Annotated in this window: 22 protein-coding genes and 2 pseudogenes; 17 read left to right on the top strand and 7 right to left on the bottom strand. The window is 71.0% G+C overall.

Annotation, left to right across the window (positions count from 1 at the left end; genetic code table 11):
• The first annotated feature begins 150 nt into the window (after positions 1 to 150).
• From ACIBG4_RS34340 to ACIBG4_RS34325, 4 genes are all read left to right on the top strand, one after another.
• Positions 151 to 306 (top strand): DUF4177 domain-containing protein, encoded by a 156-nt coding sequence (locus ACIBG4_RS34340; RefSeq protein ID WP_217708645.1) that lies wholly within the window; start codon positions 151 to 153, stop codon positions 304 to 306.
• A complete protein-coding gene (locus ACIBG4_RS34335) occupies positions 303 to 761 on the top strand; it encodes a RidA family protein (RefSeq protein ID WP_310707339.1) in 459 nt (152 codons plus the stop codon). The genes ACIBG4_RS34340 and ACIBG4_RS34335 overlap by 4 nt, the downstream gene beginning before the upstream one ends.
• A gap of 74 nt (positions 762 to 835) precedes the next feature.
• A complete protein-coding gene (locus ACIBG4_RS34330; RefSeq protein ID WP_397205712.1) occupies positions 836 to 1,648 on the top strand; it encodes an NUDIX hydrolase in 813 nt (270 codons plus the stop codon).
• Positions 1,649 to 1,670: 22 nt separating this feature from the next.
• Positions 1,671 to 2,462 (top strand): MBL fold metallo-hydrolase, encoded by a 792-nt coding sequence (locus ACIBG4_RS34325; protein WP_397205710.1) that lies wholly within the window; start codon positions 1,671 to 1,673, stop codon positions 2,460 to 2,462.
• Here ACIBG4_RS34325 and ACIBG4_RS34320 read toward each other — a convergent pair.
• Positions 2,444 to 3,175: a Crp/Fnr family transcriptional regulator gene (locus ACIBG4_RS34320; RefSeq protein ID WP_310707336.1), complete on the bottom strand. Its 732-nt coding sequence runs from the start codon at positions 3,173 to 3,175 to the stop codon at positions 2,444 to 2,446. The two genes, ACIBG4_RS34325 and ACIBG4_RS34320, sit on opposite strands and share 19 nt — an antisense overlap.
• Before the next feature lie 11 nt (positions 3,176 to 3,186).
• Here ACIBG4_RS34320 and nth point away from each other — a divergent pair, with 11 nt between their 5' ends.
• Both nth and ACIBG4_RS34310 read left to right on the top strand, forming a co-directional pair.
• The gene (gene nth / locus ACIBG4_RS34315) at positions 3,187 to 3,888 is read left to right on the top strand and encodes an endonuclease III (RefSeq protein WP_310707335.1); all 702 of its coding nucleotides are present in this window, start codon (positions 3,187 to 3,189) and stop codon (positions 3,886 to 3,888) included.
• Positions 3,889 to 3,938: 50 nt separating this feature from the next.
• Positions 3,939 to 4,577, top strand: coding sequence for an NUDIX hydrolase (locus ACIBG4_RS34310; protein ID WP_397205708.1), 639 nt, complete (start codon positions 3,939 to 3,941; stop codon positions 4,575 to 4,577).
• A 33-nt stretch (positions 4,578 to 4,610) separates the two neighbouring features.
• Here ACIBG4_RS34310 and ACIBG4_RS34305 read toward each other — a convergent pair whose 3' ends face one another.
• The gene (locus tag ACIBG4_RS34305; protein ID WP_397205706.1) at positions 4,611 to 5,129 is read right to left on the bottom strand and encodes a HEAT repeat domain-containing protein; all 519 of its coding nucleotides are present in this window, start codon (positions 5,127 to 5,129) and stop codon (positions 4,611 to 4,613) included.
• Between the two features lie 81 nt (positions 5,130 to 5,210).
• On the opposite strand from ACIBG4_RS34305, the gene ACIBG4_RS34300 reads away from it, so the two are divergent.
• Positions 5,211 to 6,401, top strand: a complete 1,191-nt coding sequence (locus ACIBG4_RS34300) for a MarP family serine protease (protein ID WP_397205704.1) — start codon at positions 5,211 to 5,213, stop codon at positions 6,399 to 6,401.
• Between the two features lie 4 nt (positions 6,402 to 6,405).
• Here ACIBG4_RS34300 and ACIBG4_RS34295 read toward each other — a convergent pair whose 3' ends face one another.
• From ACIBG4_RS34295 to acs, 4 genes are all read right to left on the bottom strand, one after another.
• Positions 6,406 to 6,858, bottom strand: coding sequence for a DUF309 domain-containing protein (locus ACIBG4_RS34295; RefSeq protein ID WP_310707331.1), 453 nt, complete (start codon positions 6,856 to 6,858; stop codon positions 6,406 to 6,408).
• Positions 6,855 to 7,775: an alpha/beta hydrolase gene (locus ACIBG4_RS34290; RefSeq protein WP_355434183.1), complete on the bottom strand. Its 921-nt coding sequence runs from the start codon at positions 7,773 to 7,775 to the stop codon at positions 6,855 to 6,857. The genes ACIBG4_RS34295 and ACIBG4_RS34290 overlap by 4 nt, the downstream gene beginning before the upstream one ends.
• Positions 7,765 to 8,232 carry a phage holin family protein gene (locus tag ACIBG4_RS34285; protein ID WP_397205701.1) on the bottom strand — a complete coding sequence of 156 codons (468 nt, stop codon included), beginning with the start codon at positions 8,230 to 8,232 and terminating at the stop codon, positions 7,765 to 7,767. Before ACIBG4_RS34285 ends, ACIBG4_RS34290 begins: the two co-directional genes overlap by 11 nt.
• A gap of 381 nt (positions 8,233 to 8,613) precedes the next feature.
• Positions 8,614 to 10,587: an acetate--CoA ligase gene (acs, locus tag ACIBG4_RS34280; RefSeq protein ID WP_397205699.1), complete on the bottom strand. Its 1,974-nt coding sequence runs from the start codon at positions 10,585 to 10,587 to the stop codon at positions 8,614 to 8,616.
• A 369-nt stretch (positions 10,588 to 10,956) separates the two neighbouring features.
• On the opposite strand from acs, the gene ACIBG4_RS34275 reads away from it, so the two are divergent.
• The 5 genes from ACIBG4_RS34275 to ACIBG4_RS34255 all read left to right on the top strand — a co-directional run bounded on the left by ACIBG4_RS34275 (position 10,957) and on the right by ACIBG4_RS34255 (position 16,878).
• Entirely contained in the window at positions 10,957 to 11,751 is a 795-nt protein-coding gene (locus ACIBG4_RS34275; protein ID WP_397205697.1) for an oxidoreductase, read from the top strand.
• A gap of 820 nt (positions 11,752 to 12,571) precedes the next feature.
• The gene (ssd, locus tag ACIBG4_RS34270) at positions 12,572 to 13,612 is read left to right on the top strand and encodes a septum site-determining protein Ssd (RefSeq protein WP_397205695.1); all 1,041 of its coding nucleotides are present in this window, start codon (positions 12,572 to 12,574) and stop codon (positions 13,610 to 13,612) included.
• A gap of 219 nt (positions 13,613 to 13,831) precedes the next feature.
• Positions 13,832 to 15,001 carry a TadA family conjugal transfer-associated ATPase gene (locus ACIBG4_RS34265; protein WP_397205693.1) on the top strand — a complete coding sequence of 390 codons (1,170 nt, stop codon included), beginning with the start codon at positions 13,832 to 13,834 and terminating at the stop codon, positions 14,999 to 15,001.
• A 102-nt stretch (positions 15,002 to 15,103) separates the two neighbouring features.
• Positions 15,104 to 15,811 carry a type II secretion system F family protein gene (locus ACIBG4_RS34260; protein WP_397205691.1) on the top strand — a complete coding sequence of 236 codons (708 nt, stop codon included), beginning with the start codon at positions 15,104 to 15,106 and terminating at the stop codon, positions 15,809 to 15,811.
• 482 nt (positions 15,812 to 16,293) lie between these two features.
• Positions 16,294 to 16,878 (top strand): type II secretion system F family protein, encoded by a 585-nt coding sequence (locus ACIBG4_RS34255; RefSeq protein WP_397205688.1) that lies wholly within the window; start codon positions 16,294 to 16,296, stop codon positions 16,876 to 16,878.
• Between the two features lie 137 nt (positions 16,879 to 17,015).
• Here ACIBG4_RS34255 and ACIBG4_RS34250 read toward each other — a convergent pair whose 3' ends face one another.
• Positions 17,016 to 17,984, bottom strand: a complete 969-nt coding sequence (locus tag ACIBG4_RS34250; protein WP_397205686.1) for a LysR family transcriptional regulator — start codon at positions 17,982 to 17,984, stop codon at positions 17,016 to 17,018.
• 129 nt (positions 17,985 to 18,113) lie between these two features.
• Here ACIBG4_RS34250 and ACIBG4_RS34245 point away from each other — a divergent pair, with 129 nt between their 5' ends.
• From ACIBG4_RS34245 to ACIBG4_RS34225, 5 genes and pseudogenes are all read left to right on the top strand, one after another.
• Positions 18,114 to 19,355 (top strand): MFS transporter, encoded by a 1,242-nt coding sequence (locus ACIBG4_RS34245; RefSeq protein WP_397205684.1) that lies wholly within the window; start codon positions 18,114 to 18,116, stop codon positions 19,353 to 19,355.
• A pseudogene (locus ACIBG4_RS34240) lies at positions 19,352 to 19,538 on the top strand (helix-turn-helix domain-containing protein); the annotation flags it as partial. The gene ACIBG4_RS34245 and the pseudogene ACIBG4_RS34240, both read left to right, overlap by 4 nt.
• Positions 19,539 to 19,972: 434 nt before the next feature.
• Entirely contained in the window at positions 19,973 to 20,263 is a 291-nt protein-coding gene (locus ACIBG4_RS34235) for a DUF4244 domain-containing protein (RefSeq protein ID WP_397205682.1), read from the top strand.
• Positions 20,264 to 20,355: 92 nt separating this feature from the next.
• Entirely contained in the window at positions 20,356 to 20,640 is a 285-nt protein-coding gene (locus tag ACIBG4_RS34230; RefSeq protein ID WP_397205680.1) for a TadE family type IV pilus minor pilin, read from the top strand.
• A 5-nt stretch (positions 20,641 to 20,645) separates the two neighbouring features.
• A pseudogene (locus ACIBG4_RS34225) lies at positions 20,646 to 21,383 on the top strand (Rv3654c family TadE-like protein); the annotation flags it as partial.
• Positions 21,384 to 21,526: the final 143 nt, after the last annotated feature.

Genomic DNA, 21,526 nt, shown 5'->3' with positions numbered 1-21,526 from the left:
GGGGGGTGCCCCCACCCCACCTCGTTGCCCGGCCCCTGCCGCTCCTGCGCCGCCCCCCCCCCCCTTCGTTTTTTCGTGCCCCCCCCGGGGGGGGGCCCCCCCCCCCCCCCCCACCACAAGCTGCCGTTCTCAGCGCCTACGCTGACCTCCATGAAGAAATGGGAGTACCTCACCGCGCCGGTGCTGATCCACAACACCAAGATGATCCTGGACAACTTCGGCGCCGACGGCTGGGAGCTGGTCCAGATCGTGCAGGGTGCCTCGCCGGAGCAGCTCGTCGCCTACTTCAAGAGGGAGAAGCAGTGACCCCGGAGCAGAAGATCGTCGATCTCGGGCTGACGTTGCCCGAGGTGGTGCCGCCGCTGGCCGCGTACGTGCCGGCCGTGCGCACCGGTGACCTCGTCTACACCTCGGGTCAGGTGCCCATGGTCGAGGGCAAGCTGGCGCGCACCGGCAAGCTGGGCGCGGAGCTGACCGTGGACGAGGGCCGGGAGATGGCCCGCATCTGCGCGCTCAACGCGCTGGCCGCGCTGAAGTCCGAGGTGGGCGAGCTGGCGTCGGTCGTCCGCGTCGTGAAGGCGGTCGTGTTCGTGGCCAGCGACCCGGGGTTCACCGAGCAGCCGCAGGTGGCCAACGGCGCGAGCGAGCTGCTGGCCGAGGTGCTCGGCGACGCGGGCAGGCACGCGCGCAGCGCTGTGGGTGTGGCGTCGCTGCCGCTGGACGCGCCGGTCGAGGTGGAGCTGATCGCCGAGGTCTCCTGACACCCGTGGATCGCCACAGGCCTCCCGAATACGGATATGTCACGATGACCGAGTGATGTTCTGAAGGAGGTCATGTGACTGGTCTTCCGCTTCCGAGCGACCTCGCCGCCCGTGCCAGGGACGTCCTGTCGGGTCGCGTCGCCCCCGCGCCGGCGCGCGACTCGGCCACCGTGGTCGTCCTGCGCGAGGGACGGGAGGGCATCGAGGTCTACCTGCTGCGGCGGAAGTCCACGATGGCCTTCGCGGCGGGCGCGCACGTCTTCCCCGGCGGCACCGTCGACCCGCGCGACACCGACCAGGCCGTCGCCTGGGCCGGGCCGTCCACCGCGGAGTGGGGGCGGCTGCTCGGGGCGGACGAGGCGGTCGCGCGGGGGCTGGTGTGCGCGGCCGTACGGGAGACGTTCGAGGAGTGCGGGGTGCTGCTGGCCGGGCCCGACGAGGGCTCCGTGGTCGCCGACACCACCGGCGACGACTGGGAGGCCGACCGGCTCGCGCTCGTGGACCGGAGTCTGGCCTTCGCCGATTTCCTGGCCCGGCGCGGCCTGGTGCTCCGGTCCGACCTGCTCAAGCCGTGGGCGCACTGGATCACCCCGGAGATCGAGCCGCGGCGCTTCGACACCCGGTTCTTCGTCGCCGTGCTCCCCGAGGGGCAGCGCGCCCGCGACGTGGGCGGCGAGGCGGACCACGCCACGTGGCGGCGCCCGGACGAGGCCCTCGACCTGGCCCGCAGCGGGGCGATCTTCCTCATGCCGCCCACGTACCGCACGCTGGGCGAGCTGGCCGCCCACGACGGCGTCGACGCCGTGCTGGCCGCCCCGCGCGAGATCGTCCCGATCATGCCGCGGGTCGTGGACGTCGGCGGCGAGCTGCGGCTGGTGGTCGCGTGAGCGGCCTGCGGCTGGTGATCGCGTGAGCGGCCTGCGCATCCCGATCGGCACGCCCGACGGCTCCCGCACCGAGCACGCCCAGAACCTGCTCGCGCCCAACCCGTCGGCCATGACCCTCGACGGCACCAACACGTGGGTCGTCGGCGGCCCCGACGAGGTGATCGTCGTGGACCCGGGCCCGGACGACGAAGGGCACCTGAGCCGGGTCCGGGAAAGCCTGGGGGAGCGCCGGGTCAGCGAGATCCTGCTCACCCACGGCCACGTCGACCACAGCGGCGGCGCCAGGAGCTTCGCCGCCATGGTGGGCGCCCCCGTACGGGCCCTGGACCCGCGGCACCGGCTGGGCGGCGAGGGGCTGGCCGACGGCGACGTGGTGAGCGCGGGGGGCGTGGAGCTCCACGTGTACGGCACGCCGGGGCACTCGTTCGACTCGCTCTGCTTCTGGCTGCCGGCCGACCGGGCGATGCTGACCGGCGACACCGTGCTCGGAAGGGGCACCACCGTCATCGCCCAGGACGGCGGCCTGGCCGACTACCTGCGCAGCCTCGACCGGCTCAGGGCGGCCGCCGAGAGCCTGGAGGCACAAGCGCTGCTGCCCGGCCACGGCCCGGTGCTGCCCGACCCGATCGCGGCGCTCGACGGCTACCTCGCGCATCGGCGGCAGCGGCTCGACCAGATCAGGGCGGCGATGGCGCAGGGCGCGCGCACGCCGCGCGACATCGTCACGATCGTGTACGCGGACGTGGACCGGTCGCTCTGGCCCGCCGCCGAGATGTCGGTACGGGCCCAGCTCGACTACCTGGAGCGGTTGTAGAGCCGGTCCATGTCGAGGATGACCACGGCCTTGGCCTCGATGCGCAGCCAGCCGCGCTGCGCGAAGTCGGCCAGGGCCTTGTTGACGGTCTCGCGGGAGGCGCCGACGAGCTGGGCCAGCTCCTCCTGGGTGAGGTCGTGGTGGACGCGCAGGCCGTCCTCGGCCTTGGTGCCGAACCGCTCGGCGAGGTCGAGCAGCTGCTTGGCCACCCGGCCGGGCACATCGGTGAACACCAGGTCGGCCAGCACGTCGTTGGTACGGCGCAGCCGCTGGGCCAGGGCGCGCAGCAGGTGCAGCGCCACCTCCGGCCGGCCGGTCAGCCAGGGCCGCAGGTCGTCGTGGCCGAGCCCGGCCAGCCGCACGTCGGTCAGGGCCGTGGCGCTGGCCGTACGCGGTCGGGGGTCGAACAGCGACAGCTCCCCGAACATCTCGCTGGGGCCGAGCACGCTCAGCAGGTTCTCGCGGCCGTCCGGGGACTGACGCGAGAGCTTGATCTTGCCTTCGAGCACGACGTAGAGCCGGTCACCCGTCTCGCCCTCGTGGAAGAGCGTCTGTCCCTTCGACAGCTGGACTTCGGTGATGCTCGTCCGCAGCGCCGCTGCGCTCTCGCGGTCGAGCGCGGCGAACAGGGGGGCCTTGCCCAGCACATCTTCGGTGTTCACTCTGCCTCCTCTGCTGCCATTGTGACGCACCCCACTGAAGGCGCCGCACATAGGCTAGGGGAATGCCCCAAGAGTCAAGGCTCGCCCTTGTCCGTCGCGCCCGCAGGATGAATCGCGTCCTTGCGGAAACCTATCCCGACGCACACTGCGAGCTCGACTTCGGTACCCCGCTCGAGCTGCTGGTAGCGACGATCCTGTCCGCTCAGTGCACGGACAAACGGGTCAACATGGTGACTCCCATCCTCTTTGCGAAGTATCCCACTGTGGAGGACTACGCCGCAGCGGACCCGTCCGAGATGGAGGAGATCATCCGCTCGACCGGGTTCTTCCGGGCCAAGACCAACAGCATCATCGGCATGGCCCGCACCGTGTCCGAGCGTTACGGCGGCGAGGTTCCCGGCAAGCTCAAGGACCTCGTCACGCTGCCCGGCGTCGGCCGCAAGACCGCCAACGTGGTGCTCGGCAACGCGTTCGGGGTCCCCGGCCTGACCGTGGACACCCACTTCCAGCGGCTCGTGCGCCGCTTCGGGTGGACCGACGAGACCGACCCGGTCAAGATCGAGCACTTCGTGGGGGAGCTGATCCCCAAGCGGGAGTGGACGGTGTTCTCCCACCGGCTGATCTGGCACGGGCGCCGCATCTGCCATGCCCGCCGGCCCGCCTGCGGCGTGTGCCCGCTCGCCACGCTCTGCCCGTCGTACGGCACCGGCCCGACCGACGCCGGACAGGCCGCCAAGCTCGTCCGCCCCGGCCCCTTCTCGTGACCGGCTCCTCCGCCGGGAAGCCCCGCGGCGGCCGGCGTGTTGGAGATGGCGTGATCGTGGTCCCCGACTGGCTCGACAGACTGGCCGCGCAGGCCGTACGGATTCCCGTGCCCGAAGGGCTGCGCCCGCCTGAGCGGGGCGGTCGTCGTGCCGCGGTGCTGCTGCTCTTCGGCGAGGGCCCGCTCGGCCCCGACGTGCTGCTCATCCAGCGCAGCACGCGTGGCCGCAGGCACGCGGGCCAGCCCGCCTTCCCCGGCGGCGGCGTCGACCCCGACGACGGCGGGCCGGTCCGGGCGGCCCTGCGCGAGGCCGCCGAGGAGACCGGCCTCGATCCCGCCGGCGTCACCGTGCTGTGCTCCATGCCCGAGCTGTACGTGTGGCGCAGCGACAACCGCGTCACCCCCGTCGTCGGCTGGTGGCACGAGCCCTCGGCCGTCCACGCGGCCTCGCCCGACGAGGTGGACTCCGTGGAGCGGGTGCCGATCGCCGAGCTGGTCGACGCGGACAACCGGTTAACGCTGCGGCATCCGAGCGGGTTCGCCGGGCCGGCGTTCCGGGTGCGCGGGATGCTGGTGTGGGGGTTCACCGCGATGGTGCTGGACGCGGTGCTGCGCGAGGCCGGGCTGGAGCGGCCGTGGGACCGCGACCGAGTGGAGCCCATGCCCCCGGACGTCCTCGCGCGCGGCTGACCCGTCCGGGTTCGTCTGGGTTCGTCCGGGTGGTTACGGCTCGTCGCCGCTCGCGAGGGCCAGGCCCAGCTCGGCCCAGGCCGCCACGTCGGCGTCGCCGTCCGCCGCGAGCATCCGCAGCGCGTCCAGCCCCGCCTGGTCCGGCGGCTCGCCCAGGACGTGCTGGAGCGCGTACGCCGCGCCGTACCGCACCCTGGCGTCGGGGTGAGCGGCGAGGTCGATCACCGACGGCAGCGAGCGCGGGTCGGCGAGGTGGCCGAAGGCGATGAGCACCGAGTAGAGCAGCATCGGGTCGTCCTCGCCGGCCGCCAGGCGGCGCAGCACCGGCAGGGCCCGGTCCACGAACGGCCGCAGCATGCCCATGACGTCGACGCCCAGCAGGCGCTCCTTCAGCGTGCCGGACTCGCACAGCCGCCTGGCCTCGACGAACGACTCCAGATCGCTCCGCTGCCACAGCTCCGAGATCACGTGCCAGCGCAGCGGCCCGTCGGGATCGGCGTCACGGAGAGCCGTCTCGACCAGGCTGCGGACGGTCCCGTCCAGCGGCGGCATAGCGCTCAAGGTAGTCAGGACGGGACGCTGCGCTCCGGCAAGACGTGCACACTTGACCCTGTCGCTGGTTACCTTTGAAGCGTGCGCGGTGATCTGCTCGACCTCATCCTGATCGGCCTTGTGATCGCCTTTGGCGTGTCGGGTTACCGGCAGGGGTTCATCATCGGCGTCATGAGCTTCGTGGGGTTCATCGGCGGGGCCGTGCTCGGGGTGTTCATCGCGCCTCCCGTCTCCAAGGCCGTGGTCGACGGCGACACCCCGCAGGCGCTGCTCGCGATCGTGATCGTGTTCCTGTCCGCGACGATCGGCCAGTTCGCCTCCTCCACGATCGGCGCCGTCGTGCGCAGCCACGTCACCTGGGAGCCCGCCAAGGTGGCCGACGCGGTCGGCGGCACGTTCGCCAGCGCCCTGTCGGTGCTGGTGATCGCCTGGCTGATCGGGTCGCTGGTCGTCTCCACGTCGTTCCCGGTGCTGGTCGAGCAGGTCAAGCAGTCGATGCTGCTGAGCACCGTGGACGAGGCCATCCCGCAGGCCGCGCGCAACTGGCAGCAGCCGTTCAAGAAGTTCATCGACCGCTCGGAGTTCCCGCCCGTCTTCGACGCGATCGGCGCCGGCCAGATCATCGACGTGCCGCCCGCGCCGCGCAGCATCCTCAAGGGCGCCGCGCTCGGCCGGGCGCAGCGGGCCATCGTCAAGGTGCAGGGCAACGCCGAGAGCTGCAACAAGCACATCGAGGGCACCGGCTTCGTCTACGCCAGGGACCGGATCATGACCAACGCGCACGTCGTGGCCGGCGTGACGCGGGACCTGACCGTCATCGACTCCGCCAACCAGCGCCACGACGCGACCGTGGTGCGCTACAACCCGAAGCGCGACATCGCCATCCTGTACGTGCCCGGCCTCGGCCTGCCGCAGCTCACCTTCGAGGGCGAGGCCGACAAGGGCGACAACGCCATCATCGCCGGATTCCCCAAGGGGCAGGGGTTCACCGCCGAGCCGGCCCGCATCCGCAGCCGCCTCGAAGCCGAGGGGCCCGACATCTACCGTGCCAGCAACGTCAACCGGCAGGTCTACGCGATCCGCGGCAAGGTGCTGCCGGGCAACTCCGGCGGGCCGCTGCTCACGGTCGACGGCAAGGTGTACGGCGTGATCTTCGCCGCCGCGGTCAGCCAGGAGGACACCGGCTACGTGCTGACCGCCGGCGAGGTCCGGCCCGACGCCGACCAGGGCCGCAACGACACCTCGCCCGCCGGCACCCAGGAGTGCGACTGAGGCGTCAGTGCGCCGCGGGCAGCTCGCCCAGGATGAGCCTGATCGCCTGCTCGGGGTCGCTGTCCGGGCTCAGGGCGGAGGCGCCGCGGCCCACCGCGTCGTACGGCTCGCCGTACGACTGCACCCGGGCCGCGCCCCGCTCGAACAGGGTCAGGGCGCCGCGGCCGTTGCCGCGCTGGAGGTGCGTCAGGCCCACGCAGATCTGCGCCAGCCCCTGCCACAGCTCCCGCTCCTCCTCGGGGGCGCACTTCCAGCGGCCCTCGAACACCTCGTGGGCGTTGAACGGCAGGCCCTCGCGCAGGAAGCGGCGGCCGTCGGCCAGCGCCTGCTCGGTCGTGGGGGCGTAGTCGTCGGGCACGCGCGGCATGCCGCCGGACGAGCCGTGCGGCAGCGGCCTGCCGTAGGCGTCGCGCGGCCGGGCGTTGCGCGGCCTGCCCTCGGGATCGCGATCTCTCATCGGTCGGGCTCCGGATCCGACAGCCAGCCGGTCAGCTCGGTGTCGAACAGATCGGGGGTTTCCTCGTGCGGGAAGTGGCCGGCGCCTTCGAGCAGCCTCCACCGGTAGGGGGCGGCCACGTAGCGGCTCGATCCCTGGGCGGTGCGCGGGAGGAGGCACGTGTCGAGCGCGCCGTGGATCTGCAGGGTGGGCGCCTCGATCTCGGTGCGCATCACCCGGGCGTAGCGCCGCCCGTCGGGGCGCAGCTGGGAGCGGCCGAACCACCGGTGATACTCCAGCGCGCAGTGGGCGACGGTCGGGATGCCGAACGCCTCGCGGTAGACGCGGGCCGTCTCGGCGTCGGGCCAGCCCGGCCGGGACCACTCGTCGAGCAGCCGCCCGACCATGGCCCCGCCGTTGCGGGTCAGCCGGTGCTCCGGCAGGAACGGCAGCTGGAAGCCGAGGCGCTGGCTGCTCGCCCGGAGCTGGCCGAGCGGGTCGGTGAGCAGGGCGCCGCGCAGCCGTACGGGATGGGGGGCGGAGACGGTCACCAGGCGGCGCACGGACTTGGCGTCGAGCACGGCCATCGTCCACGCGAGCAGCCCGCCCCAGTCGTGGCCGACCACGATCGCGCCCGTCTCGCCCAGCGCCCGGATCAGGCCTGTCGCGTCGGCCGCCAGCGTCGGCAGGTCGTAGCCGCGCGGCGGCTTGTCGCTGCCGCCGTAGCCGCGCAGGTCCACCGCGACCGCCCGGTAGCCGGCCGCCGGCAGCGACCGGAGCTGGTGCCGCCACGTCCACCAGAACTGCGGGAACCCGTGCAGCAACAGCACCAGAGGCCCTTCGCCCGCCTCCACGACGTGGAAGCGCGTGCCGCCCGCGTGGACCTGCCGGTGCTTCCAGGGACCGTCGATGTGGACGGCCGACTCGTCAGGTGCCATCGCGGCTCACCGGCTCCCGGTGCAGCCCCACCTGGCCCGCCGACGGCCCCGTCGCGACCGCCGGTGCGGTCGCCTCCTCCGGCGAGGCGATCTCCTTGAGGCCCTTGATCGAGCGGGCGGTGCGCTTCATCCCGGCCAGCCCCTTGAGCCGGCGGATGCCGATGAAGACCAGCAATGCCGCGACCAGCAGGTAGAAGACGGTCACGATGAGGAAGGACAGCCAGTCGGGCAGCCAGTGGGACAGCGCGTACGCGATCGTGAACGAGGCGAGGATCAGGCACAGGTGCGCCATGAACGCGGCGGCGGCGAACAGCCCACCGGCCGTGCCCACCCGCTTGGCGTCGAACCTGAACTCGGCCTTGGCCAGTTCGATCTCGGATCGGACCAGGGTCGAGATGTGATTGCTCGCCTGGGCGACCAGCGAGCCCAGGGATTCTTCCTCGGGAGTCTGCGGCATGAACGTCTCCTATCGAGGCCTGGTGGCCGTGTCAAACATCATCCAGCGCTTTGCGCCGGTTGCGTACCCATACGTGCCGCATGCCGGTCCGTACGGGAAGCGCCGCTTGCATACCTTTGTCTGCCCGGCGGTGGCGCCGCCCGGCCGGTGCCGCCGGCCGGGTGAACCCGCTGGTGACGGTTCTTACCCAATCGGAGAAGATAACGCCGCGGGCGGGGAGGGGCTTGGGCGGGGCTCTTCCCGGGGGCGGATCGGGCTCGTCCCGGGGGCTGCCGGGCTCGTTCCCGGGGCCGGCCGGGACACGGCGAGGGCCGCCGATCGCACGAAATTTCGGGATCAGCGGCCCTTTGGGGTGTTTGTGGCCGTGTGCGGCCTCTTGGGCTAGTCCTCGGCCTTGGCGCTGGGCAGCTTCTCGGAGATGAGGTTCATCACCGTGCTGTCGGCCAGGGTGGTGACGTCGCCGATGCTGCGGTTCTCGGCCACGTCACGCAGCAGCCGCCGCATGATCTTGCCGGAGCGGGTCTTCGGCAGCTCCGGCACGACCAGGATCTGACGCGGCTTCGCGATCGGGCCGAGCGTCTTCGCCACGTGGGCGCGCAGGTCGGCGGCGATGTCGTCGCCCTCCTCGGCGCCGCCCCGCAGGATCACGAACGACACGATGGCCTGCCCCGTCACCGGGTCGGTCGCGCCCACCACCGCGGCCTCGGCCACCTTCGGGTGACTGACCAGCGCGCTCTCCACCTCGGTGGTGGAGATGTTGTGGCCGGAGACGAGCATGACGTCGTCGACGCGGCCGAGCAGCCACAGGTCGCCGTCCTCGTCCTTCTTCGCGCCGTCGCCGGGGAAGTACATGCCCTCGAACCGACTCCAGTACGTGTCGATGTAGCGCTGGTCGTCGCCCCAGATCGTGCGCAGCATCGCCGGCCACGGCTCACGGACGACGAGGAACCCGCCGCCGCCGTTCGGGACGCTGTTGCCCTGATCGTCGACCACGTCCGCGACGATGCCCGGCAGCGGGCGCATGGCGGCTCCCGGCTTGCCGTGGGTCACGCCGGGCAGCGGGCTGATCATGATGGCGCCGGTCTCGGTCTGCCACCAGGTGTCGACCACGGGGCAACGCTCGTGGCCGATGTGCTCGCGGTACCAGACGTACGCCTCGGGGTTGATCGGCTCACCGACCGAGCCGAGGATGCGCAGGCTGGACATGTCGAACTTGGCGGGGATGTCGTCCCCCCACTTCATGAACGTCCGGATGGCCGTCGGCGCGGTGTAGAGCAGAGTGACCTTGTACTTCTGGACGATCTCCCAGAACCGGCCGCGGTGCGGGGTGTCGGGAGTGCCCTCGTAGATCACGCTCGTGGCGCCGTTGGCCAGCGGGCCGTACACGATGTAGGAGTGGCCGGTCACCCAGCCGATGTCGGCGGTGCACCAGTAGATGTCGCTCTCGGGCTTGAGGTCGAACACCGCGTGGTGCGTCCAGGCCGTCTGCGTCAGGTATCCGCCCGTGGTGTGCAGGATGCCCTTCGGCCGCCCGGTCGTGCCGCTGGTGTAGAGGATGTAGAGCGGGTGCTCGGAGTCGTGCGCCTCCGGCGTGTGCTGCTCGCTCTGCCGCTCCACCACGTCGTGCCACCACACGTCGCGCTCGTTGACGGCGACGTCCTGCCCGGTACGCCGTACCACCAGAACGTGCTCGACCTGCGGGCACGCGGCGACGGCCTCGTCCACGGTCGGCTTCAGCGCGCTCGGCGCGCCACGGCGGTAACCGCCGTCGGAGGTGATGACCAGCTTGGCGTCGGCGTCGTCGATGCGGCTCTTCAGCGCGGTGGCGGAGAAGCCGCCGAACACCACCGAGTGGATCGCCCCGATCCGCGCGCACGCGAGCATCGCGATCGGCAGCTCGGGGATCATCGGCATGTAGATGGCCACCCGGTCGCCCTTGCCCACGCCCAGCTCCAGCAGCGCGTTGGCCGCCTTGGAGACCTCCCGCTGGAGGTCGGCGTAGGTCAGGACCCGGGTGTCGCCCTCGGGCTCGCCCTCCCAGTAGTAGGCGACCTTGTCGCCGCGGCCCTCCTCGACGTGACGGTCCACGCAGTTGTAGGCGACGTTCAGCTCACCGCCGATGAACCACTTGGCGAAAGGCGGGTTCCACTCCAGTGTGGTGTCCCAGCGCTTGGCCCAGGCCAGCCTGCCGGCGGCACCCTCCCAGAAGGCAAGACGGTCGGCGGCGGCCTCGCCGTAGGCCGCCTCGGTCACGTTCGCGGCGGCCGCGAGCTCGGCTGGGGGCGCGAACCGGCGATTCTCCTGCAGGAGGTTCGACAGCGCCTGCGGCTCGGTGCCAGGGGTCTCCGGGGCCACCTCGTGCTCCTTCTATGGCCAGGTTGTTAGGTCGTGTCCCACTTCACCAGCTCATAGGGGGCGCACACAAGAGGTCTAGACAGGTCTGTACCTCATGGCCCGACCGGCCGGCCTTTTATCCAGATTGGCCGGACAAAAGCTATTGAAATGTTGCCGCATTGAAATCGAGCAAAGCTGGAACGGGCCAAATGGCGGTGTCGGGCAGGGCTTTATGGGCCCCGGAGCGGGGTCGTACGGTCCGGCGCCATGCTGTGCGCCGGCCGGGGCGCGCCGGTCCGGCGGTCACTCCGCGCTGACGTTTCCCTGGCTCCTCGAAACAGGTCGGATGGCCGGTCGGACCAGTAGTACTCACGGGTAAGGTCGGGTTCCGTGAGTGACCCACTGGCCGTCATCGCGCGGCTCCCCGGCGTCCCCGAGGCGGTGGAGGAGGCTCGGCGGGCCGTCGACCTGCTGTACCGGCACCGTGTCCTGCGACGCGCCGGCCCGGCGGTCTCCGCGGAGTCGTCGCTGCGCGGCGCGCGGGCGTCGGCGGCCATCGAGGGCGTGGACGTTCCGCTCGACGCGCTCCGGCGCGACGAGGTGCACGACCCGGTCGTCCAGGGGGCGCTGCGCGCGTCGGCCGAGATGGGCCGCCTCGGCCCCACCTGGCGCAAGGCTCCGCGACAGGTCCTGGCCCGGCTCCACACGGCGGCCGCCGCCGGCCTGGCCGACCCTGCGCACCTCGGCCGCCCGCGCACGGACTCCCCGGATCAGGAAGCGGAGGTCCCCGACCCCCTCGGCCTGGGCCCCGCGCCGGGCGCCAAGGAGACCGGCGCGCGGATGGAGGCCCTGTTCGAGCTGCTGGGGACGCCGACGAAGGCGCCCGCGCTCGTGCTGGCCGCCGTGGTGCACGCCGAGCTCGCGGTCCTGCGGCCGTTCGGTGTCGCGGACGGCGTGGTGGCCCGAGCGGCCGAACGCCTCACGCTGGTGGAGTACGGGCTGGACCCGAAGTCGCTGGCGGCCGTCGAGGTGGGGCACCTGGAGCTGCCGTACACGGACGGGCTGCGCGCCTACCTGACGGGCACGGGCGAGGGTGTGGCGGAGTGGGTACGGCAGTCTGCCTCCGCGGTGACCCTCGGGGTGCGGGAAGCGACCGCCATCTGCGAGGCGCTCCAGCGCGGCTGAGCGCGACCGGTGTCACTGCGCACATAGCGGACGGCGTCCCGATATGAGACGCCGTCTGCCGGTGCGTCACACAGGGTTACCAAGCGCGCATCTCTGTTCGCCGGACGGGTCAAGCCCGTCTCGACGCGCCTCCCGCGGCTGGTCGCGCGTGGGTGCCCTGCTGACGCACCCGGACAAGTGGTCCGTGTCACCTTTGTACGTCGGATCCGCCCTGATGGGAACCCCTTGGAACAAGACCTTTGCCGAGTCGGGGAAGACCTCCCCATGGAGGGGCGCACACCGTTCGATTGCCGGCCGGTGACCATCACTTAGGGTGACGTCCTTTATGTGATCGTTATGCTTGGCGGAAAAAACTTGGCGAAAATGCGAGTTTGCTCCTCGACGTAACTCGAGTTGATCGGGCAGCATACGGTGGTATCCCAGAAACTGGAGTGACTGCGCACGGGATTGCTTTGCGACTCCCTTGCCATGCTCCGGTCATGTGATGAAAGCTTTCTTCTGAAACGGGACCGGCTCTACCCCCCCGGAGCCGGACCGATCAGGCGACCCCCGCTCTCCCCCCCGGCGGGGGTCGCCCCTTTTCTCTCGTCTGCCCTCGTCGCCCTCCATCGGCAGCCCGCCTCAACCGTCCGGCTGCCCGCTCACGGAGCGCCCCGGGACACCTGATCACCTTGCTCCGCCTCTGCCGATCGGCGGCTACGGCGAAAGTTGTCCACAGCTACGAGCCGGCAACCCATCCTCATCCACAGAATGCCGTTCGCTCCAACCCGGCACCTGCTCACGTCGGCAAGGTGGACCTCCCGATCCCAGGGAGGCCCAGATGCACCGCCCGCTGGTCATCACCGAGGACCACGACCTCCTCGACGACCTCGTCCGCATAGCAGCCGCTGCCGGCGCACAACTGGACGTCGCTCACACCCCCACCCATGCCAGGCCGTTGTGGAGCCTCGCCTCGCTGGTGGCCGTCGGAGACGACGTGGCCGACTCGGTGGCCGCCGCCGCGCCCCCCGCCAGAGATCGCGTCCTGCTGGTCGTCCGAGAGCCTGACGACCCGGACAACTGGCGCAAGTGCGTCGCGGTGGGAGCTCAGGCTGTCGTGGCGCTGCCGTCGGGGGAGCGCCGGCTGGTGGAGGAGTTCGCCGACGCCATGGAGCCGGAGCCGCGTGCCGGCGTCGTGCTGTGCGTGATCGGCGGCCGGGGAGGCGCCGGTGCGAGTGTCCTGTCCTCCTGCCTGGCGCTCAAGGCCTCCCAGGAGCGGTTGCGCACGCTCCTGATCGACGCCGACCCGCTGGGCGGCGGCATAGACGCCCTGCTCGGCCACGAGGAGTCGGGAGGCGCCCGTTGGGGGGACCTGGTCGCCCGTGAAGGCCGGGTCAGCTCGACGGCACTCCAGACGGCCCTACCGGCGTTCGGAGAGCTCAGTGTGCTCTCGTTCCCGCGTCGCGAGGTGCAGCCCATCCCCGCGCAGGCGATGCGCTCGGTCCTCGAAGCCGGCCATCGAGGCTTCGACCTCGTCGTCGTGGACCTGCCCCGCCACGTCGACCCCGCCGCGGCCGAGGCCCTGGCCAGGGCGAGCACCACGTTCCTGGTGGTCACCGCGGACGTGCGCGGCGTCCTGGCCGCCGCCCAGGTGCTCGCGGAAACCACCCACCACACCGCGGACGTCCGCGCCGTCGTCCGCCCGGGCGTCCTGGACGAGGAGGTCATCACCACCTCACTCCACATCCCCGTGGCCGGCCGACTCCCCGACCACCCCCGCCTGACCACCACCCTCAACCACGGCGAGCTCCCGAAGCTCGGCCCCCGCACTCCCCTGGGCGCCGCGTGCGCCTCCCTCCTCCGCGACCTCCTCCCCACCTGAGCCGGACGGCTGGCACGACGACCGGCACAGCCGGCAAGCCCCTCAAGCCAGGCCAGAACAGGCACGAAGACAGCACCCACGGCGGCGCGGGCGTCCGACGGCGCGCACGCATCCACGACGGCACGCATGTACGTACGACGGCACGCCCGTGCGTATGACGGCACGCCCGTGCGTACGACGGTGCGCACGCATCCACGACGGCAACCCCAGGGAGAGAAGATGACCACCACCAACCCCACCGTGTCCCCCGAACTGGTCGAAGCCGTGCGGGTGCGCCTGGCGCGCACAGGCGTCGAACCCAGCGCCGCGCAGGTCGCCGTGGCTCTCCGGGCGGAGAAGTCCGTGTACGGCGACGCCGAGATCCTGGCGGTGGCCCGCGCCCTCTGCGCGGACCTCATCGGCGCGGGCCCGCTGGAGCCGCTGCTGGCCGAGCCCGATGTCACCGACGTCCTGGTCAACGGCCCACGAGAGGTGTGGGTCGACGCGGGCCAAGGGCTGCGCCGGACCTCGGTCGCCTTCACCGACGACAGCGCGGTGCGACGGCTGGCGCAGCGGCTGGCCGCCGCCGCGGGCAGACGACTCGACGACGCCTCGCCGTACGTGGACGCCCGACTCGCCGGAGGTGTCCGCCTGCACGCCGTCCTGCCCCCGGTGGCTCCGGGCGGCACCTGCCTCTCGCTGCGCCTCCCACCCAAACGCACGTTCACGCTGGTGGACCTCGTGGACGCGCGGACCATACCGCCCGCGGCGGTCCCGGTGCTGACGTCGATGGTGTCGGGCAGGCTGGCGTTCCTGGTGACGGGCGGGACGGGTACGGGCAAGACCACCCTGCTCTCGGCCCTGCTGTCGCTGGCCGACCCCCGTGAGCGCCTGCTCCTCGTGGAGGACTCGGCCGAGCTGCGCCCCCTGCACCCTCATGTCGTCCGCCTGGAGTCGCGTCCCGCCAACCTGGAGGGAGCGGGAGGCGTGGGACTCCGCGATCTCGTACGGCAAGCGCTGCGCATGCGCCCGGACAGGGTCGTCGTGGGCGAGGTACGAGGCGCGGAGATGGTCGACCTGCTGGCAGCGCTCAACACGGGCCACGAGGGCGGCTGCGGCACATTGCACGCCAACACCGCGGCGGACGTGCCCCCACGCCTGGAGGCGCTCGGCTGTGCCGCCGGACTCACCCGGGAGGCCGTTCACAGCCAGCTCGCCGCCGCGCTCGACGTGGTGGTGCATCTGACACGCGGACGCGCGGACGGCCGCCGCCGCGTGGCGGAGATCTGCCTCCTGTCCCGCACTCCGGCGGGCTTGGTGGAAGCGGTCCCGGCTCTGAGCTTCGACGCACACGGCCGCTCCCACTTCGGCCCCGGCTACGACGCCCTCGCGGCGAGAACACCGTCATGACCGAGCGTCGACCTCAAGCAGCGGCAGTGATCACCCCACACAGGACGACAGAAGAGCGGACTGGCTCCGCGGCATGCGACGAGCAGCAGGCAGGAGAAGGCGATGACGGCGTTCACGGCCGCGATGTTCACAACCCTCGCCCTCTGGATGTGGACAGGCCCCGACATCGCGGTGGCGCGACTGCGCCGCATGACCTCGCCCGAGCGGTCGTTCCCGTGGCAGTCCCTACGACGGCTGGCGGCGCGCCCCAGCCCGGCCCGCCGTGCCGACGCCTGGCGCCGGGCCACGATCGAGCTGTGCCAGTCCCTGACGGCTGAACTCACGGCCGGCCGCACCCCGGGCGAGGCGCTGACGAGAGCCCTCGAAGCCGTGGACTTCCCCGACGCGGACGCCATGCGGCCAGTCGCGGCGGCGGCCCGTGACGGCGGGGACGTGTCGAGCGCCCTTGCGGCGGTCGCACCGGCTCACGGAGGTGAGGGCCTGCGCCGCCTGGCCGCCTGCTGGGAGGTCAGCGTGACGGCGGGAGCAGGCCTCGCCGCGCTGGTGGAGCGGGTCGGAGGAACGTTACGCGCAGCCCAGGCCCACCGGCAGGACGTCGCCGCCCAGCTCGCCGGCCCACGCACGACGGCCAGGATGCTCGCCGCCCTCCCGGCCCTCGGCCTCCTCATGGCCGCCACCCTGGACATGCATCCGCTGGACTTCCTGTTCGGCAGCCTCCCCGGCTTCGCGTGCCTCATGGCCGGCATCGCCCTTGACGCCTGCGGCCTGTGGTGGACCCACCGCATGGCTCTACGAGCCCAGGCTTCGTGAAGGCCGGTCCGTACCAGTGTGACGCCCGGCGCCACTCGCCTCCGATCCATGCACGTCTCCCGGATCGTCCCGGCGGCGGCAGCCATCCGCTCCACCGGGCCGCAGAACACGCCCACCACCCACCCACTCCAGGCCGCTATCCCCCGGACCGACAGCGGACCAACGAATCGGATCAGCCAATGCTCGCCCTCCTCTCGGCACTCTGTGCCGGCCTCTCCACGTGGCTGTGCATGTCACCGACCACCCCCGCTGAGCGGCTGGCCAGGCTGCGCCCCGGGCCCGGCACCTCCACGACCGCAGCACCGACACCGCCAGATACAGCCGGAGCACCAAGGCCCCTGAATGCAGACGGTTCACCGACAGGCAGGACGCCCTCGCCCGCGCATACAAACGCGCACCACAAGTCAGGCCACCATGAGGAGGCCCTCCCAGCCTGGCTGGCTCCGGCCCGACCAACAGCTCGCCCTCTCGACCGGCGCATCGTGATCACCTCAGCAGCAGCGGGCGGCCTCGCCATCCTCATGATCGGCGGCGTTCCGGGAGTCATAGCGGGCCTGCTCACCATGCCCATGGTGGCCTTCGCGCTGCAGAGAAGGCAGGACCCGGCGACCCGGCGCGTTCGTGAGCGGATCATCGCCGACCTGCCGTTCACCGCCGACCTGATGGCCGCCTGCCTCAGCGCGGGCCGGCCAGTCGGCGCAGCGACCGAGATCGCCGCGAACGCGGTCGCGGGCCCTCTCGGCCAACGCCTCTCCTGGGTCAGCAGTCAGCTCCGGCTCGGCGCCGATCCAGAGCCGACGTGGGCCCACCTCGCCAGGGACCCGTCCACGGGCCAGCTGGCGCGCGCCATGAGCCGTGCCGCGCAGAGCGGCGCCCCGGTCGCGGACGTCCTCATGCGCGTGGCGGACGACGCCCGCGAGGCCGCGCGGGCGACGTCGGTCGCGGCGGCCCGAAGCGTCGGTGTCAAGGCGGTGGCACCACTCGGCCTGTGCTTCCTGCCCGCGTTCGTCCTGCTCGGCATCATCCCCGTGATAGCCGGCCTGGCATCGACGATCGTGCTGCCCTGAACCACCACACCACCCCGGACTCCCGCCTTTCCACGAGCTTCCCGCAACCAATCGCCTCCTCGGTCCCACGCTTCGTCATGCCGGCAGCGCACCTTGGAGGTCACCCTCAACACCGGGTGGGCGCAACGTCCCCATCGTTACGGCGCGGCGTTACCCAAGGGCGCGGCGTTGCTGCGGCGCGGCGTGACCCAAGAGGGAAGCCAGGCCGTCTCGGGCAGGGTCGCCAGGCTTCCGAAGTAGTCGATGATCGCCCGAAGTCCAGGGTGTGGATTCGTCCTGGGGAAGATGAGCGATTGCGGGTAGGCGATCGTAGGGTTCACGACCGGGATGCGGCGGAGGTCGTAGCTCGTCGGCCAGACGAGGCGGTCGCGGGAGCCGACCAGGGTGGCCACGTCCGCGGATTCCGCGAGGGTGTCGAGGAGTGCTTCGACGCCGAAGTTCGGGCCTGCCCCGTCGATGCGGAGGTCGAAGGCAGCGGCGAGCTGGTCGTAGAACTCCGCCCATTCGCTCCGTGGTGCGATACCGGGCACCCAGATCCGATGCCGGCGCAGCCGGGTTGGTGTCAGCGTTCGCGCGGAGGCAAGCGGATGTCTCGGGCCCACGAGGAGCTCCAGAGGGAAGTCGAGTACATGGATCATTTCGACGTCGCTTGGCAGCGTGGCCGGGTCGGTGACGGTGCGGAACGAGGCGTCGATATCGCCCGCTCTGATGGCGGCAACCGCCACGTGTGGGTCGCCGGCTTTCAAGGTCACCACGTCGAGGTCGGTTTCGGGATGCGACCGCCAGTAGTCGTGCAGGACGATGGCCTGTCCGCTGCGAAACCCGAGGACGTCGATCCGCAGAGCCCGTGAGTTCGGCCTGATCGCGGTGATGGCGCGCTCGACACCCACGACGATGCTCCGTGCATGCGGGAGGAACGCCTGGCCGTCGAGCGTCAGTTCGACCCCTCGGGCGGTACGGGTGAACAGGCGGACCTCCAGCTCGCGCTCAAGAGCGGCGATCCGCTTCGAGACCGCCTGCTGGGTCACGCCCAGCTCGTCGGCCGCGTGTTGAAACTGTCCGAGCTCGGCCGCCCGGACGAAGGATCGCACCGCTTCCGTATCCATCGCATCAGCATATGCACGCCCAACCAACAGTTGTGGCTCGCCGAGGATCGGTTGTTTGATCACGCTGCGGTGCGGCTGGTGTGATTCAGGCAGCCAAACATTCGGTTGTCGCGAAGGAGTCACGTGCGCGTGAGATTGGGGCCCGGCTTCGGGTGGCTGTGGTCCGCCTACGCCGTCAGCACATACGGCACGTGGATCGCTTTCGGGGCGTTCTCGCTCATCGCGGTTCGGGTCCTGCATTCGTCGGCATTCGCCGTCTCGCTCCTCGATGCCGCCGGACTTGCGGTCGCGGCGCTCGTTGCCGTGCCGCTCGGGCCGTGGGTCGAGCATCGGGCCAAGCGCCCGGTGATGATCGCGATGGACCTGGTCCGCTTCCTCGCCATGGCGAGCGTCCCGATCACATACCTCCTCGGCTTACTGTCCTACGGCCAACTGCTTGTCGTGTCGGTCGTCGCCGGAACGGCGAGCATCGCCTTCACCGCCGCCTCCGGCGCCTACCTGAAACACCTTGTTCGCAGCGACCATCTCCTCGTCGCGAACGGCAGATTCGAGGGCACGGCGTGGGTGGCGACCGCGGCAGGACCGCCTCTCGGTGGGGCGCTCATCGGACTGCTCGGCCCGATGATCACGGTCGCGGCGGACGCCCTCAGCTACCTGCTGTCCGCGCTCGGAGTGCTCCGCATCCGTGGAGGCGACGTCGCGGCACCTCGCGACCCGGCCACCAGATTGCGGGGAGCCGACCTTCTCAACGGCTGGCGGTTCATCCTCCACGACCGCGTACTGCGACGTCTGTTCCTCAACTCCGTGACCGTCGGCGGTCTGATCATGGCCACCCTCCCGCTCCTGTCCGTCCTGCTACTGGGCCAGTACCACTTCCTGGCCTGGCAGTACGGTCTCGCCTTCGGGGTCCCCGCGATCGCTGGCTTCGTCGGCGCCCGCCTCTCCGCGCGTCTCGTCGCCCGCCACGGCCGGCACCGAGTCATGACCGTCTCCGGCTGGCTGCGATCTGTCTTCCCGCTCGGCCTCGCCTTCACCCAGCCGGGCATCCCCGGACTCCTCACGGTCATCGTCGTCGAGGGCCTGCTGATCACCTGTATGGGCGTCTTCAACCCCATCTACGCGACAGAACGCCTGCAACGCACTCCCGCTGATCACACCGCGCAAGTTCTCAGCGCATGGAGCATCAGCAGCAAACTCGCTCAGGCCGCCCTCATGGCGATCTGGGGCGTCCTCGCGACACTCACCAGTCCGCTCACCGCGATCACCATCTCCGGCGTTCTCCTGCTTGCGACTCCGCTCTTGCTGCCCAAGGGAGCACACATGCCTGATCCCGCGGTTGCCGCGCCGGCCGAAGACGTCCGGTCGGCATGACGCATCGCAACGCTCATCCCGAAGGACGACGCCGGCCAGTCGAGAGATGTCGCGCCCGTCCCATCGCCCACGTCGCAGCGGAGGTGGGCATCTCCCGCCACCGCGGCGAAGTGTGTGAATCGCTACCGCCGACATGGCGAGCCCGGGCTGCTCGATCGCTTTTCGGCCCCGCACCGGCAACCGATGCAGGCGAGCAGGCTCTTGGCGCCGAGCAGGCTGGTCCAAGGGGACCATGGCGAACGCGGCCCCCTGGGTGACGACGCCTACCACCCCTCGCAAGTCGGGCCATCAGCAGGTCTGAGCCGACAGCAGCACCATCTGCGCCCGCCGCCAGGTCGCCACCGACTCAGCCGGTCGCCGCACAATCCGCGACAGACGACCTGCATCCACGCCCCCCAAGCGTCGTCCCTCCCGACCCCCGGCCAAGCGTCATCCCTCCCGGCCTCCACCTCCGCAGATCGTTCAGATCTCTACGCCCGCGTTCGGCCCGCATCCACAGGGAACCCGCCCACCCCGCGGTATCCACAGAACGCCATTCGGCGGATCGGCCACCCACCCCTTCCCGCAACGCTTGGTCCGCAACGCCGGATCGCCCCGGCACCGAGCCACCTGGAGGCATGATGCGCGACCCCCTTACCTTCCGAGAGACCGCCGTTACGGCGACCGCGGAGCCCTCCACCACTCCTCCGGCGGGCGCGGAAGAGCGCCGCCGTGCCGGGCGGTGGATCGCCACGTGGGCGCGCTACGCGGCGGCCAACCGCGACCGAGGCATGTCCACAGCCGAATACGCCGTTGGCACCATCGCGGCCTGCGCCTTCGCGGCGTTGCTGTTCAAGGTCGTGAGCAGCCCGGAGGTTCAGGAGATGCTGAAGGCACTCATCGACCGCGCTCTCAAGACCACCACATGACCTTGACCCGGAGGTCCGCCGCGTGGCGCGCCGGGCGGTCAGGGTCCAGAGGTTCGGTAACGGCAGAGACGGCCGCCGTCCTCCCCGCTCTGATGGTCGTGCTCGCCGCCGCTCTGTGGACGGTCCAGGCCGTCGGAGCCCAGCTCGAATGCGTGGACGCGGCCCGCGTGGGAGCGCGGGCCGCCGCCCGCGGGGAGCCCTTGGACCAGGTACGCGAACTGGTCAGGTCGGCCACCCGCTCGGACGCCCAGGTGGAGGTGAGCCGAGGCCCGGAACGTACCCATGTGAAGGTCGCTGTGGACGTGCGGCCAGCAGGGGGCGCGGCCTTCCCCGCGATACGTGTGTCGGCCTCCGCCTCGGCTGCCACCGAGAACTGAAACCAATGGGCCGGCCTAAGCCGGCATTGCAGAAGCCGGCAAGGAACCGCACACTTCCCTGCCCGACACCTCTCCGAGACGGGCACATTCCCACCGCCGCGATGAACGGTACGAACGCGACGATGACCACGAACGCGACGAAGGCGAAGGCGACGAACAGGGGAAGGGCAGGAGACACCAGCGAACACACATCGGCTCTCCAGAGGCTGGAGACCGGCAATCCACGAGCGCGAGCCATCGACACAAACACGTCACTGAGAGACCCGCTGTCCGACCTGGCCGACATTGTTGGCGTAGTCGACGCAACAGGGCAGCAGAGCAACAGAGCCGCAGCCGCAACATACGCAACAGACGTAACTAAAGAGACTGGCCGAGAAAGGTCTGAAGTGTCGTCTACCGTTCCTCCAGACCGACGCCCCCATGGACGCGACCGAGGCTCGGCGACCTTGTGGGGCGTCGCGTTCATGGGGATCTTGATGGTGGTCGCCGTGGCGCTGGCCACCGTGGCGTCCGCGCGAGTGGCCCGCCACCGCGTCAACGCCGCAGCGGACCTGAGTGCTCTGACGGCGGCCCGGCTGGCGATCGCGGACCCGGGCGAGGCGTGCCGAGCAGCGGCCGCCGTGGCAGCAGAGAACGGCACGAAGCTGGTCAGATGCCAAGTGAGCGACGAGATCGCCGACGTCTGGACATCCCTTACGGCCCGATTCCCGTTCGTAGGGACCCGATCACTGACGGGTCGCTCCCGTGCGGGCCCGCGACGTGACGGCCAGCCCATTGACCAGGGTTCAGGCGATGACTGGGACGGTTCATCCCCAGCCACGCGAGCGCGACGAAGCCTGATCGGATCTCCGGCCGACTTCCACGCCCCGGGCCCGGCGATCAGGAG

This window comes from Nonomuraea sp. NPDC050383 (assembly GCF_044459125.1).
In the GTDB taxonomy this organism is placed as follows: Bacteria; Actinomycetota; Actinomycetes; order Streptosporangiales; family Streptosporangiaceae; genus Nonomuraea.
This window is presented reverse-complemented; position numbering and strand designations above follow the sequence as displayed.